Genomic DNA, 14,099 nt, shown 5'->3' with positions numbered 1-14,099 from the left:
TTCAGGTGGTCAGTAGCAGATAGCGCAGCGCTTCTGTACCGCCGGCATTATCTTCCTGATGCGGTACCCGGGCCGGGATGACAACCAGATCGCCGGGCCCGGCGGTGCAACAGGACTCCAGGCTCTCGCCCCAGCGGATCGTGGCCCGGCCGCTGATCACGCAGATGACGCTTTCGGTGGGCCCCTGATGAGGAGGTGCCTGACTGGCGCCGGGCGCAAGTTCCAGGCTGCGGGCAGCCAGTGTGCCGTGGCCGCCTGGTGCGTGGCTGAGTTCGGCTACAAGCCGGACAGCAAGATCTCCGGCACCACCCTGGCTGACCTCTTCGCTACGTATCACTCGTACGCCATGATCGCGCGAATTCGCAGGGGTTCCGGACATGCGCGGAATTATTGCATGGGGTTGCCAGGATCATCTGCCAGCCGTCTTGCGGCAACGCCGGCGTCTGAGTTCCCGGTACAGGGTATGCGTATCCAGATCGACCCCGCCGGGCCAGACGATCAGGCTGCGGCTGCGATCGATGCGCAGCTTCCGGAACTCGCGGACATCGCGCAATGTTTCCAGCGACCAGGGCGCCAGTTGTTCCTCGAGGTCGACGACACCTTCGGTGCCATCGGCGTAGGTGAGCCACAGCTGATAGCGTTCCAGGGGCCAGGCGGCGATGAGTCGGGAGATCATTGCGGCAAATCCTGCGCCGCGCCGCTGTGACCAACAAGTCGGCAATCTCTGCAAAGTTACCGCTTATGCAGCTTCAACCTTGCTGCCGCCAGAGTGCAACCCGCTCACGCACCAGCCGCTCGATGCCATCCCAGTCGGTTGCGCGCGGCGGTGGAAGCTCGCGGTTGGTTGAATTCACCACGACGATGGTTTCATGACCGGTGGCGCGCAGCGCCCTGATGTTGTCGGGACTGTCCTCCAGATACAGGTCGGCACCGACGGCTGCCTTGTCGCGCATGAAGCACAGGTCCCAGTAGGGAATGCCGTGTCGCTCCAGCCACTCGGTGGTCTGCCGGATCGCTTCCTTGTGGAACCAATGGATATACAGGCGGTGGGTGATGATGCGGATGCGGACTTCGGGGATGGTGTCGAGTCGGCGCAACGCCGCCGGTGCACCGCTGACCGGCGGCAGGCGCGCGAACAGCTCGCGTTCCTTCACCGCAAAACGATGCAGGGCATCGTAGCCCCCGGCAGCCTCCAGCCCCCATTCGCCGAAGCCATAACTGATCTCATCGGTCAGTTGCTGTTCGGCGAGGCCCAGCCACTCGGCAGCGACAGGCTTCAGCCCGCGCGCAAAATCCGCGACCACGCCGTCGAGATCCACGCCGAGTACAAATTGCCGCTCCGTTCTCATGACAGGCCGGCAGCCATCAGGCCGTGCGTTGCGTGATTTCGATCAGATGGTAGCCAAACTGTGTCTGTACCGGACCGTGTACCTTGCCGACCTCGGCGCTGAATACCACCTGATCAAATTCCTTCACCATCTGCCCCGGCCGGAACTCGCCGAGATCACCACCCTGTTGTCCGGAGGGACAGTTGGAGTGTTCACGGGCGATATCGGCAAAGTCCTCGCCTGCTTCGATGCGGGACTTCAGGGCTTCGCAGCTGCTTTTGTCGTCGACGAGGATGTGGCGGGCGCTCGCTTTGGTCATGGTCAAGGTCTCCGTTCGGCAGGGCGGGCAAGGCTAGCATGTCCCTGCGACATAAGGGACAAGCGGTCGTTTCTGCCGACGAGCGGTTGTAAGCTGATGAAAAATATGGATTTTTCCGTGGAAAACGGAAGTGCGTCACGGTCTCCGCGGGCCTCGATCGCCATAGTTGCACCCATCTGGAAGACGCGGAGATGACGGGTGTTTCGTTCCTGCCTGCATACACGGCGTACCGGTCTGGTTTCAGGCCATCGGGGCATGACAGCCATTGAGCTGCTGGCCGCGCTGTCCATCGTGGCAATTCTCAGTGCGATGGCCATTCCCGCTTTTCGTGATTTTCTGCAGAACAACCGCGCCGCCGAACAGAGCAATGCACTGGTCGGTGCGCTGGCGCTGGCCCGCAACGAAGCGGTAACCCGCGGCATTCCGGTGTCTGTCTGTGCGAGTACCGACGGCGAGAGCTGTGATCCCGTCGGCGGCCTGTTTACGGTATGGACGCCGGGCTGGATCGTGTTTACGGATGCTGCCGGAGCCCTCGGCACCGTGGACGATGCGGCAGTGCCGCCCGATACCGTGCTGCGCGTATTGCCGGCTTTGTCCGGCGAGGCGACGCTCGCCAGCAACACGAACTTCATTTCCTATACCCCCAGCGGCTTCCTCAGTGGTGGCCAGGTGTCATTCCTGCTGTCTGTTCCCGACTGTTCGGGTGACCAGAACCGGCAGATCGTCATCAATCCGCAGGGACGGGCCACGCTCAGCCATGTGGCATGTGGAACATGAACAGGAAGCCTGTCGTGAAGATTCCAGGACATATCCGGCACCAGTCGGGCATCACCCTCATTGAAGTACTGATCACGGTCGTGCTGGTTTCGATCGGCCTGCTCGGCCTTGCCGGCCTGCAGCTGACCAGCGTACAGAACAGCAACAGTTCCGGCGAGCGCTTCGTCGCCACCACGCTTGCACAGGACATCCTCGAGCGCATGCGTGCCAACCGCAACAGGGCCATCGGTCCCGGCAAGGTCTACAACCTGGCGATGGGTGCCGATCCGGGTGTGGGCGGTGTCGAAGGCGATGACCTGAACGCCTGGAAGGATGCGCTTGAGGCCGCGCTGCCATCCGGCCAGGGTGCGGTCCAGGTCGACAACAGCAATGTCGCAACGATCACGGTGCAGTGGACGGATGCCTCCGACAACAACCCGGACGACAGCCGTGCCATGTCGCTGGTGCTGAGTACGACGCTATGAACGGCTTCAACAGGCAGGCTTTCACCGGAATCAGGCACCAGCGCGGCATCGGCCTGGTCGAGATCATGATCGCCGTGACGCTCGGCATCATCGTTACCGGTGCAGTTGTGCAGATCTACCTGAGCACAAAGCGCCAGAACGACATGCAGGGCGGGCTCAGCGGCCGGCAGGAAGTCTCGCGCTACGCCACACAGCTGATCCAGCGGGATCTGCAGATGGCCGGCTTCCGTGGCTGCCTGCGCGACCTGGGGACTGTCGTGAACACGCTCAACAATCCGAACGACTTCCTCAACAACTATGCCCGGCATGTCGAAGGTTTCGAGGACGTGGTGAGCGCCGATCTGCCCGGCGAGATTACGGCAGGCGGCAACGTCGTCGTTGCAGATACCGACGTGCTGGTGATCCGTACGGTCGATAATCCGGATCTGCAGCTCACTGCCAACATGGTTAACAGTTCCGGCGATCCCGTGACGGTAATCGATCTAGACCCGGCCGCGCCGGACACTCCGGCTGCCGGAGATATCATGCTGGTCAGTGATTGCGGGGGGTCGGCGATATTCGAAGTTACCGGTTTTGATGAAGGTTCCGGCACCATCGCCCACGAGGCCGGCGCCGGCACGCCGGGCAACAGCAGCAAGAACCTGGCCCGCCGTTACACTGCCGGCGCACAACTCTTCACGCTGCGTACCACCACCTACTTCATACGCAACAACGCTGCCGGCATCCCAGGTCTCTGGCGGCGCGTCGGCAGCGGTGCCCCGCAGGAACTCGCCGAGGGCGTCGAAGACATGCAGATCCTGTACGGCGAAGACACCATCGGCAACGACCAGGTGCCCGACCTGTACCGGACTGCCGATACCGTCGTCAACTGGAATAACGTCGTCAGCGTGCAGGTTGCCTTGCTGGTATCCAGTGTGCGGGAACAGGTGGCTGACGCCGATCCGCGCACATTCGTTCTGCTCAATGAAGCGGCAGTCGGCCCGTTCAGCGATGGTCGTCTGCGGCAGGTCGTGAGCTTTACTGTGGCAGTGAGAAACCGCTTGTCATGAACATGAAATCAGCTTTCAGGAAATCTCCGGTGCGGAAAGGGATGCAGGCGCAGCGTGGTGCCGCGATGGTCATCGCACTGGTCATGCTGCTCGTGTTGACGCTGCTCGCAACGGCCAGTGCCCGCATGACGCTGCTCGAAGAGCGCATGACCGGCAATACCCAGGATCGCAATGTTGCTTTCCAGGCGGCCGAGGCCGGGCTGCGCGCCGGTGAACTGATTGCCCAGGTGCCGGTGATACCGGTTTTCGGCGGCGCGAACGGTGGCCTGTACAAGCCGGCTGATCCCGACGACATGCCGCTCTGGGAAACCCTGGACTGGAACAACGCCGCGGCTGTTCACGCCGATGCAGCCCTTGATGCCGCGATGGACGATCTTGGCGGCGCCACGGCTGATTACATTGTCGAGCAGTTGCCACGGGTGCCGACGCCGGGCGAAAGCCTGGCTGCAGATACCACCGTGGATGAAGCAACCTTTTATCGCGTGACGGCGCGCGGTGTGGGCATGGCAGGCAATGCCAGGGTCACACTGCAGACCACGTTCAAGCGCTGAGGCGACCCAGAATGAGCCATTGGAGGCACGATATGCGCAGCTCTCTCCGGACCGGGATGTCCACATTTCTCGCCGCCTTCCTGCTGACCATGAGCCAGGCGGGCAATGCGGTGTCGATTGCCCAGATGCCGCTGTTCATCGCCGCCGGCGTCACGCCGAACGTGATGCTGGTGGTCGACAACTCGGGCAGCATGAACAACATCATCTGGGCCACCGGTTTCAACCCGAGTGTCACCTATCCCGGCTGGGGCTGGAGCTCGACAGATGGCAATATCTATCATTCGGATCTGGCACGCGGTACCTGTGCGGTCGGTTGGGTGCGGGGCAGGAATAGTGCCGGGGTGACCAAATGCATGGTCCTGCCGGATCCGGTCGGCGGGCGGAATACCCGCTATTCCGGCAACTATCTCAACTACCTCTTCCAGACCTATGCCAACAACACCAATCTGACCGGTGGACAGATCCCGAATACCTACCGCATGGCCGTGGCTCGCAATGTCGCTACCCAGGTGGTCAACGACAATGCCAATCTGCGCCTCGGTCTGACCCGCTTCAATACCGATGCCGGTGGCCAGATCGTTCAGAACTGCGGCGCGACCACCGCCGCACTCAATACCTCCATTGCCGCCCTGAGCGCGACCACCTGGACGCCGCTCGCCGAGACGCTGTACGAGGTCACGCGCTATTTCCGTGGTCTCAAGAGCGAGTACAACGGAAACGTCTACTACACGAGTCCGATCCGGTATCGCTGCCAGAAGAGCTTCGTGATCGTCATTACCGACGGCTATCCGACCCAGGATGATAGTTTTCCGAACAATGATCCCGCGGACGTTGCGGACACCAGCCGCGCGCTGCCAAACTGGGACAACCTGGCGCCGACCACACTGGCGTCGGATTACCCGAATTTCCCGCAGTACTCGGATGGTTTCAAGACCGGCGCCTCGACCGACGAGGGCAATACCCTGTACCTCGACGACATGGCGAAGTTCGCCTATGACATCGACATGCGCACCGGGAACGATGACACCGGCAAGAGCTTTGATGATCCTGATGATCCCCGCCAGAACCTCGTGACCTATACGGTCGGGTTTACGGCAGCAAACCAGATGCTGGCAGATGCTGCGCAGTACGGCACCGGGCGCTACTACCAGGCCAATGACCAGGCATCCCTGACCATCGCCCTGCAGGCGGCACTGGCCGATATCGCCCGGCGCACCGGTTCAGCTGCTTCGGTGGCCACCAACTCGACGCGACTGGCCTCTGATACCTTCATCTACCAGGCGCGTTTCTCGAGCAAGGACTGGGGCGGACAGCTGCTGGCCTATCCGATTGGCGACGACGGCAGCATCGCCAACCTGGAAGAAGGGGAATCGGTCCCATCGCTTGACCTGGGAAATGGCAACACGCGTACTGGCTGGAACGCGGCCGAGCTGATGCCTGCCGCCGGCGATCGCAACATCTACACTTACGACCCGAGTGCGGCACTGGGTTCACGCGGCCGGGTATTCGCCTGGGCCAACCTGACAGCCGGCCAGCAGGCCGAGCTCAACAAGAATGTATTCGGCACGGCTGACGGCAATGGCGCAAACCGCCTGCTGTACCTGCGTGGTGATCGTTCCAACGAAGCGCCAAATGGTGTTGCTTTCCGGCCGCGCAGCTCGGTGCTGGGCGATATCGTGAATTCGGATCCGACCTATGTGGGGCAGCAGAACTATGGTTTTGACGTCTTGCCGGGGACAGAAGGAAGCTCCTATCTGACTTTCCGGGAGAGTGCGGCCTATACCGGCCGGACGCCCACCGTTTATGTGGCGGCCAACGACGGCATGCTGCATGGTTTCAACGCGGAGACCGGCGTGGAGCTGATGGCCTACATGCCGAATGCCGTTTATCCGCAGCTCAGTGCGCTCACGCATTCGTCCTTCAACACCAATCACCGCCTGATCAACGACGGTGCGCCGCGCGCCATGGACGCCTACATCGATGGCAGCTGGCGAACCATTCTGCTGGGCAGCCTGGGGGGCGGGGGCAAGGGTATCTATGCGCTGAATGTAACTGCCCCCGGCAGTTTTTCCGCCGGCAACGTCATGTGGGAGTTTACATCCGCAGATGACTCCAACATGGGCGTGGCAATCCCGAGTCCCACGATCGCGCGGCTGGCCAATGACAAGTGGGTTGCAATCGTGGCCAACGGCTATAACAGTGGCGGCAACGCGGAACTTTTCGTGCTTGACCTGAAGACCGGTGCAATCATCCGGGAGATCGATACCGGCGTTGGCGGTGACAACGGCCTGTCCAACCCGACGCCTGTGGACGTCGATGCGGACCGGATTACGGATTTCGTCTATGCCGGCGATCTCAAGGGCAACATGTGGAAGTTTGACCTGAGCAGCAGCAACCCGGCCGACTGGCATGTGGCATTCAGCAGTGGCGGCGCACCGGCGCCACTGTATACAGCCTGCAGCAGCGATCCGTGCACGGCGGGGAATCGCCAGCCCATCACTGCGCGCCCCGAGGTGGGTATCAGCCCGCCTGCCGGCTACTTCGTGTACTTCGGCACCGGCCGCTATTTTGCGGACGGTGACAACGGTGTGGGTACCGGCGCCAATACGGTCTATGCAATCCGTGACAAGAACGAGAAGGGCGCAACGACGCTGGTCCTGCCAGCAGCCGGGCGCTCGACTCTGGTGAAGCAGGAAGTGCTGAATGAACAGGTGATCAACTTCGATGGCCATATCGAAGGCATCCGCGTCACCACCAATAATGTGATCGAGGATGACGACGACGGCTGGTACCTTGACCTGCCGACTTCGGGCGAGCGCCAGGTCAGCACGCCGATATTGCGTGCCGGGAGAATCATCTTCACGACCGTCATACCCTCCGGCGACCAGTGTTCGGCCGGCGGTGACAGCTGGCTGATGGAGCTGGACGCCCTGTCGGGGTCTCGTCTGGAGTCTTCACCCTTCGACCTGAACCGGGATTTCGCCTTCGATGTCGAAGACTTCGTGCACCTGGATCCAAATGATCCGGACAGCCCGCTGGTTGCCGCCAGTGGCCGCAAGTCGAAGGAAGGCATCATCAAGACGCCAGGCATCATCAGCAGCTGCGGAGCGGGCAACATCGAATGCAAGTACGCCAGCGGCAGCAAGGGCAAGATCGATACGACCATCGAGAATGCGGGCAACCAGAAGGGACGCCTGTCCTGGCGTGAAATCCAGTGAGGAAGCGAAACATGCAACGAAACGATCACAGGGTCCCGGTTGCGCTGATCAAGGCGCTGGCGTTTTGCTCGCTGCTGGCATCGACGGTGCTGTTCGCCGGCGAGCCTGCGGAGCAGCTGGTGATCAGGATTGAAGCGGTCGATGTTCCGGCCAGGGAGATCCGCGCAAACGGCACTGATTACAGCCTCTCGGGCCGGGCAACCGTGACCTGGCCACAGGGTACGCGCCTTGAGCTTGGCGAGCTGAAGCCCGGCATGCGTGTGAGGATCGGCCTCGCGAAGCCTGGCGAGAGCGTGGTCGACAGTGTCGTACTGCTGCCGGACTGAACCGGACCCGCAACAAGGAATGTCCTGATGAAATCCAGAATGAGCGGCTTCACGCTGATCGAGTTGCTGATCGTGATGGTGATTGCGAGCATCCTGATGATGATCGCCGTACCGAGCTACCAGCAAAGTGTCATCAAGAGCCGCCGGGCCGACGGGCGGATCGCCCTCAACGATGTCGCGCAGCGCCTCGAACGCTGCTACACGCAGTTTGGTGCCTATGATGCCGCGGCCTGCGGAATTGCCGATGGTGACGAGATAACCTCGAAAGAAGGCTTCTACCTGGTGACGGCGACGATTGAAGAGGGCGATATTCCGGGCATTGCGACCTATAGCCTGAGTGCCGCACCCCAGGGCGCACAGGCCGACGACACGGATTGCGGCGACCTCGAATTAAACGCTGTCGGCGCCCGTTCCGCGACGGGCGACAATACCGCGCACTGCTGGTAATTCATGCTGACCAGTTGACGATGCCGCCATATGCGGTGCCGAGGACGATCAGGCCGAACACGATCCGGTACCACGCGAAGATCGTGAAATCGTGTGACACGATGAAGCGCAGCAGCCAGCGCACGCACAGGAACGCCGAGACAAAGGCCGCCACCAGACCGACACCAAACAGGCCGATATCGTGCACATCCAGCAGCGCACGATTTTTCCAGGCGTCATAAGCACCCGCGGCGACCAGGGTGGGAACGGCAAGGAAGAATGAAAACTCGGTGGCTGCACGCCGCGAAAGGCCGAACAGCATGCCGCCGATGATCGTCGATCCGGACCGCGAGGTACCGGGAATCAGTGCAAAGCACTGGGCACAGCCGACCAGCAGGGCGTCACGCCAGCTCATGTCGTCGACTTCGACGACCCTTGTCCGGTGCTGGCGTTTCTCGGCCCATAGAATCACGAAAGCACCGGCAATGAAGGCGATGGCGACCGGCACCGGCCTGAACAGCATCGCCTTGATGTAGCTGCCGAAGAGCAGGCCCATGATCGCCGCCGGCATGAAGGCCACCAGCAGCCTGGCGATGAAGCGCTGTGCGGCGGCGTCACTGAACATTCCGCCCAGAACACGGCTGAAGCGCAGCCGGTATTCCCAGACGATCGCCAGCATGGCACCAGTCTGGATCACGATCTCGAAGATCTTGCCTTTGTCGTCGTTGAAGCCGAGGAGGTCAGCCGCAAGGATCAGGTGACCGGTAGATGAAATCGGCAGGAATTCGGTCAGCCCTTCGACGATGCCGAGAATGAGGGCCTTGAGGAGGAGGGTGGAGTCCATCCGCCCATGGTACTAAATCGCACCGGGCGGGTTGGGGCCAGGCTGCAAAATAATCCGCAGCCTGGCCCCGCGCCGGAATCAGTAGATGTCGTGAACCGTGTTATGCACGTTGAACTTGCCGGTCGGGGTGATGATCTTCGGCCCCTTGATGACCTTCTTCAGCTTGCGGGTCTTGTCGTCCACGATCACGATCGCGGACTCGTCGGCCTGGCCGCTCCATACGGAGAACCAGACTTCGTTGCCGGCCTTGTTGTATTCAGGCTGTACGACGCGCTTCGGCCCGGGTCCGAGCTTCGCCCATTCGGCAATCGGCAGCACCTTGTATCCGGCATCGAGATTGTTGATGTCGAACACCGCGACCGTCTGGGCAATCTTTTCATCCGGATTCAGCGGCGTATCCACCCAGAGGTTGCGGGACTTCGGGTTCGTCTTGACGAACAGTGATCCGCCACCCTGGCCCTTCAGTACCTTGACGACCTTCCAGGCGTACTGCCCATGCTTGTCCGGATCGGTACCGATCATCGTGATCTTGTCGTTGCCCAGCGCACTGGTGACCCAGACCGGTCCGAATTCAGGGTGAATGAAGTTCGCGCCGCGGCCCGGATGTGGAATCTCGTCTACCGGCACCATGGCAGTCAGTTTGCGATCCTTTGAGTCGATGACCGCGACCATGTTCGATTTGTTCGCCGCAGTCAGGAAGTAGCGCAGGGTGGAGTCCCAGCCACCGTCATGCAGGAAGCGGGCGGCATTGATGGTGGTGACGCTGAGGTTGTTGATGTCACTGTAGTCCACCAGCAGGATGCGGCCGGTTTCCTTGACGTTGACGATGAACTCGGGGTGCTGGTGCGAAGCGACGATCGCCGCTACGCGTGGCTCCGGATGATACTCCTGCGTGTCGACGGTCATGCCGCGGGTGGACATGATCTTGAGTGGCTCAAGCGTGGCGCCATCCATGATCACGTACTGTGGCGGCCAGTAGGCGCCGGCGATGGCGTACTTGTCTTCGTAGCCCTTGTACTTGGAGGTCTCGACCGAACGCGCCTCCAGGCCGACCTTGATCTCGGCGACCGTCTGCGGCGGATTCATCCACAGGTCGATCAGGTCGGTCTTGCCATCGCGGCCGATGGTATACACATAACGACCGGAGTGGGACATGCGGGAGATATGTACTGCATAACCGGTCTTGATGATGGTGACGATCTGCTTCGTGTCCCCATCGATGATGGCAACCTCACCCGCGTCGCGCAGCGTGACCGCGAAGATATTGTCGAGGTTCAGCTTGTTCTGCGGACTGGTGGGGCGCTTTTCCGGCGGTACGAGTACCTTCCAGCTGTTCTTCATTTCCGGCATGCCCCATTCCGGAGGCTGTGGCGGCTCGTGCTGGAGAAAGCGCGCCATCAGGTCGATCTCGTCATCCGACAGCTGTCCGGACGTACCCCAGTTGGGCATGCCGCCCGGTGAGCCGAACTTGATCAGTGCCTTGAGGTAATCGGTGCCCTTGGCCTGGGTGAGATCGATGGTCAGCGGCTTGCCGGTTGCACCCTTGCGCAGCACGCCATGGCAGCCTGCGCAGCGCTCGAAGTAGATCTGCGTGGCCTGCTTGAATTCTGCCTCGGTCATCGGCGGCGCCTTGACCTTTGCCGTCCGCTCCGGGGGCTCTATGCCGATCGGTGCCGACTGGTAGATCTGCTCGGATTCACCGGTGCCGGGGTGACGCTCGCCTGCGCCCTGCTTGGCCTGCAGGTCATTGGCCTCGCGGAACTTCTTGATCTCTTTCGTCGTGATCTTGCCACCGGGATTGCCCCAGCTGTTCAGGACGTAGGTGGTGATCGCCGAGAGGTCCGCGTCGCTGAGATAGCTCATCGACGGCATGATGTTGTTGTATTCCTTGCCGTTGACGACCATCTTGCCCTGCTTGCCCTGGAGGGTGACTTCCATCAGCACCTTCGGGTTCTGGGCGATGTAGTCGGAACCGGCCAGCGGCGGAAATGCGCCGGGCAGCCCCTGCCCGTTGGCCTGGTGACAGGCGGCGCAGTTGGCCTGGAACAGTGCCTCGCCCTTGCTGCCCTTGCCGGTGGCCGCACTGGCGACCTCGGCCTTGTGTACTTCCGGTTCCCCTGATGCCGCAAGCCCCTGTACTGCAAAAAGCTGCAATGAAATTGCTGCAGTTCCTGCCAGTACCGCCAGGCTACGCCCCCTGAAACGGGTCAACGTCGACTGATTATTCATGAATAAATCCCCAAAAAAAGCACTGTCTGAGTATGTGATTGCTCAATCAGGACGCTAACGCGCTGCCACATGAGCAACAATCGTGACTTGTACCTAAGTTCTTGTACCTAATTTACTCCGGCGGGCGCGCGTTTCCAGGCACTTTCTAGAACTTGAGGCGGACGGTAATTCCGGCCTGGCGGCCCGGCGCGAGGGGGATCGCGAAGCCACGCGGAATGGAGCTTGCCCGCGCGACGCCCGGTGGTGTTGCGGGGAGCGGCGGATTGTAGGGTTGACCATCCGGATCCGTTGCCAGGCTGCGATAACGCCCGTCGAAGTAGCGGATCACGTCCGCCGGCGTGTCGTCGTCGAAGAGGTTGCGTACCCAGAGGCTTGCGTCCCAGCGGCCGTGCTGCAGTCCGGCCTGCAGGCCCACGAGCTGCCGGTCACCGGTCTCGATCAGGTTGTGTTCCTGGGCATACTTGGAAGACTCGTATGTCCAGTCGGCGGCTGCATACCACTGCGTATCGGCAGTCAGTGCCCGCTGATAGCGGGCCGCCAGCGAGGCCATGTGCTTCGGTACGCGGGGCGAATCCTTGCCGCTCACGTCACCCAGGCGCTGCGTATCAGCATAGCTGCCATTGCCGCCGCGCAGATCCGCTTCCTCCGGGCTGATGTACTCGTCGAATTCCGAACGGGTCCAGGCGTAGCTGGCATGCACGGAAAAATTGTCGGTCAGTGCCGCCTGAACTTCCGCCTCGATGCCGTATGCGTCGGTCTTGCCCGCATTGACCAGTATCGACGCGGTTCCGCCGCTGTCGAGTTCGATGAGCGTCGTCACCTGCTGGTCTGCAACCTCCAGATACCAGGTCGACAGCAGCAGCGTCAGGCGGTCATCGAGCATCGCTGACTTGAGGCCGAGTTCGTAGCTCCAGAGGGTTTCCTCATTGACGACGCGGTAGCTTTCGTCGGGCGATCCGTCGGTCAGCGTCGGTACCTTGCTGTTGAAGTCGCCGGGCTTCGTTCCCTTGGCGATATTCGCGTAGGCGGTGAGATCATCCGCAGCGCGCCACGCCAGCGTGAAACGCGGCGTCAGGCTCCTGAAGGTGTCATTGCAGCGCGTGCTGTCGCAGCCGGTTGCGCTGGCTGGTGTGGTGGTGACTGTCACCTCGTCTTCTGCCCAGCGCAATTCAATGCCTGCGGTCCAGCGCGGTGCGAAATCGTATTCCAGGCTGCCGAATACTGCGTGATTTTCCACCTCGTCCCGGCCACGGGAATCCGCTATCGGCGTGCCGAGTGTCGGGCCCGGTCGGGGGTCGATACGGTCGCGGCTGACGGTCTTTGCGTCACCCTTGTAGTAGTAGAGTCCGGCAATGAAACGCAGCGGCCTGTCGGTGGCCGAAGTCAGGCGCAGTTCCTGCGATACATCATCGAAGTCGCGGACTTCGTGAATCAGGAATGATCCTGGCATGGTTGGCGGGCTGGGATCATAGCCGCCATAGGAGCTGTCGAAGCCGCTTTCCAGCCTGTCTCTCAACAGGCCGGTCAGGCTGGTCAGCGTCATGCCGTCGAGACGCCAGTTGATCGCCAGACTGCCTGAGGTACGGTCAAGTTGATTGCCGGCACCACCGTTCTGTTCAAGAAGGTCGGTATAAAGGTTCAGGTAGTTTTCCGGCTGGGCCTTGCCAATGTAATAGCCGCGGGCGCGCGGCGCGTCGGCACTGCGCTCGCAGCAGTTGTTCAGCGTGCTCGGCTGCAGGTACATCGCGAAATGCTCATCGTCGGTGTGCTGCCAGGCCAGCCGCAGCGTGGCATCCAGGGCATCAGTCGGCCGCAGCAGCAGCTTGGCGCTCGCTTCGTCCGATTTTTCGCCGCCGAGGCTTGATCCGTCCCGGCTGTTGGTCCATTCGCCGCCGTATTCGCGGTGCCCCGCACCGATCCACAGGAGGGTACGGTCATCGACCAGTGGCCCGCTCCACCAGCCCGATACTTCATGGGTGTCATGTTCGGCGACGGTGAGCTTGACGGAAGCTGCCGGGGCCGCGAGCGGTGCGCGGGTCACATAGTTCAACGCGCCGGCGTAGGTATTGCGGCCAAACTGTGCGGATTGCGGACCTCGCAGGATCTCCACGCGCTCCAGGTTGTCCATCTCGGCTGCCAGCAAGCCGCCGCTGACATAGATGCCGTCCACGAAGGTACCGCCAGCGCTGGCATTGGCGACGCCGTTGCGTACGGTGGTGACGCCGCGAAATACCGGCCGGTATGAAGTGGCCTGCCGGCCAGTCGCGGAGTTCAGCGCCACGCCCGGCGTAAAGCGCGTGAGATCGACCAGGCTGACGACGGCCGGCGACTCCAGTTCATCCGTCGAGAACACCGTTGCGGAAACCGGTACCGACACCAGCGATTCACTGCGCTTGCGGGCCGTCACCACCACTTCGGGAATCGGTTCTGCAGCCGCCAGGCTCGCGCCGACCAGGAGCAGCAGAATCGAGGTCAGACTGCTATTTTTCAGACGCCGACGAACAATCGCGGGCTGACCCCGACCTGGAATGCATCGGTTCGGCGCAGGGGGCATGGGTGATCTCCGGA

General features: G+C 61.7%; 14 protein-coding genes. 7 read left to right on the top strand and 7 right to left on the bottom strand.

Annotation, left to right across the window (positions count from 1 at the left end):
• Position 1: 1 nt before the first annotated feature.
• The 4 genes from H6979_05855 to H6979_05840 all read right to left on the bottom strand — a co-directional run bounded on the left by H6979_05855 (position 2) and on the right by H6979_05840 (position 1,647).
• Complete coding sequence (locus tag H6979_05855; protein MCP5139360.1) at positions 2–379, bottom strand: cupin domain-containing protein; 378 nt, start codon at positions 377–379, stop codon at positions 2–4.
• Between the two features lie 30 nt (positions 380–409).
• Entirely contained in the window at positions 410–676 is a 267-nt protein-coding gene (locus tag H6979_05850) for a DUF2442 domain-containing protein (GenBank protein ID MCP5139359.1), read from the bottom strand.
• A 73-nt stretch (positions 677–749) separates the two neighbouring features.
• Positions 750–1,349: a 5'-nucleotidase gene (locus tag H6979_05845; protein ID MCP5139358.1), complete on the bottom strand. Its 600-nt coding sequence runs from the start codon at positions 1,347–1,349 to the stop codon at positions 750–752.
• Between the two features lie 16 nt (positions 1,350–1,365).
• Positions 1,366–1,647 carry a peptidylprolyl isomerase gene (locus H6979_05840; protein ID MCP5139357.1) on the bottom strand — a complete coding sequence of 94 codons (282 nt, stop codon included), beginning with the start codon at positions 1,645–1,647 and terminating at the stop codon, positions 1,366–1,368.
• Between the two features lie 255 nt (positions 1,648–1,902).
• On the opposite strand from H6979_05840, the gene H6979_05835 reads away from it, so the two are divergent.
• From H6979_05835 to H6979_05805, 7 genes are read left to right on the top strand one after another with little or no spacing between them, the layout of a single operon-like run.
• Positions 1,903–2,424 carry a GspH/FimT family pseudopilin gene (locus H6979_05835; protein ID MCP5139356.1) on the top strand — a complete coding sequence of 174 codons (522 nt, stop codon included), beginning with the start codon at positions 1,903–1,905 and terminating at the stop codon, positions 2,422–2,424.
• A complete protein-coding gene (gene pilV, locus H6979_05830; GenBank protein MCP5139355.1) occupies positions 2,421–2,888 on the top strand; it encodes a type IV pilus modification protein PilV in 468 nt (155 codons plus the stop codon). The genes H6979_05835 and pilV overlap by 4 nt, the downstream gene beginning before the upstream one ends.
• Positions 2,885–3,937, top strand: a complete 1,053-nt coding sequence (locus H6979_05825) for a PilW family protein (protein MCP5139354.1) — start codon at positions 2,885–2,887, stop codon at positions 3,935–3,937. The genes pilV and H6979_05825 overlap by 4 nt, the downstream gene beginning before the upstream one ends.
• Positions 3,934–4,488, top strand: a complete 555-nt coding sequence (locus tag H6979_05820; protein MCP5139353.1) for a hypothetical protein — start codon at positions 3,934–3,936, stop codon at positions 4,486–4,488. The genes H6979_05825 and H6979_05820 overlap by 4 nt, the downstream gene beginning before the upstream one ends.
• 32 nt (positions 4,489–4,520) lie before the next feature.
• Complete coding sequence (locus tag H6979_05815; protein MCP5139352.1) at positions 4,521–7,706, top strand: hypothetical protein; 3,186 nt, start codon at positions 4,521–4,523, stop codon at positions 7,704–7,706.
• Positions 7,707–7,717: 11 nt separating this feature from the next.
• Entirely contained in the window at positions 7,718–8,032 is a 315-nt protein-coding gene (locus H6979_05810) for a hypothetical protein (GenBank protein ID MCP5139351.1), read from the top strand.
• 27 nt (positions 8,033–8,059) lie between these two features.
• Entirely contained in the window at positions 8,060–8,479 is a 420-nt protein-coding gene (locus H6979_05805; GenBank protein ID MCP5139350.1) for a type IV pilin protein, read from the top strand.
• 1 nt (position 8,480) lies between these two features.
• Here H6979_05805 and H6979_05800 read toward each other — a convergent pair whose 3' ends face one another.
• The 3 genes from H6979_05800 to H6979_05790 all read right to left on the bottom strand — a co-directional run bounded on the left by H6979_05800 (position 8,481) and on the right by H6979_05790 (position 14,085).
• Entirely contained in the window at positions 8,481–9,302 is an 822-nt protein-coding gene (locus H6979_05800) for an undecaprenyl-diphosphate phosphatase (GenBank protein ID MCP5139349.1), read from the bottom strand.
• A 78-nt stretch (positions 9,303–9,380) separates the two neighbouring features.
• Positions 9,381–11,531, bottom strand: a complete 2,151-nt coding sequence (locus H6979_05795; protein MCP5139348.1) for a c-type cytochrome — start codon at positions 11,529–11,531, stop codon at positions 9,381–9,383.
• A 145-nt stretch (positions 11,532–11,676) separates the two neighbouring features.
• Positions 11,677–14,085: a TonB-dependent receptor gene (locus tag H6979_05790; GenBank protein ID MCP5139347.1), complete on the bottom strand. Its 2,409-nt coding sequence runs from the start codon at positions 14,083–14,085 to the stop codon at positions 11,677–11,679.
• Positions 14,086–14,099 lie beyond the last annotated feature (14 nt).

The sequence above is a fragment of the Chromatiales bacterium genome, from assembly GCA_024234935.1.
Lineage (GTDB): Bacteria > Pseudomonadota > Gammaproteobacteria > Steroidobacterales.
Note: the sequence above shows the minus strand (reverse complement) of the source record. Positions and strands in the feature narration are given on the sequence as shown.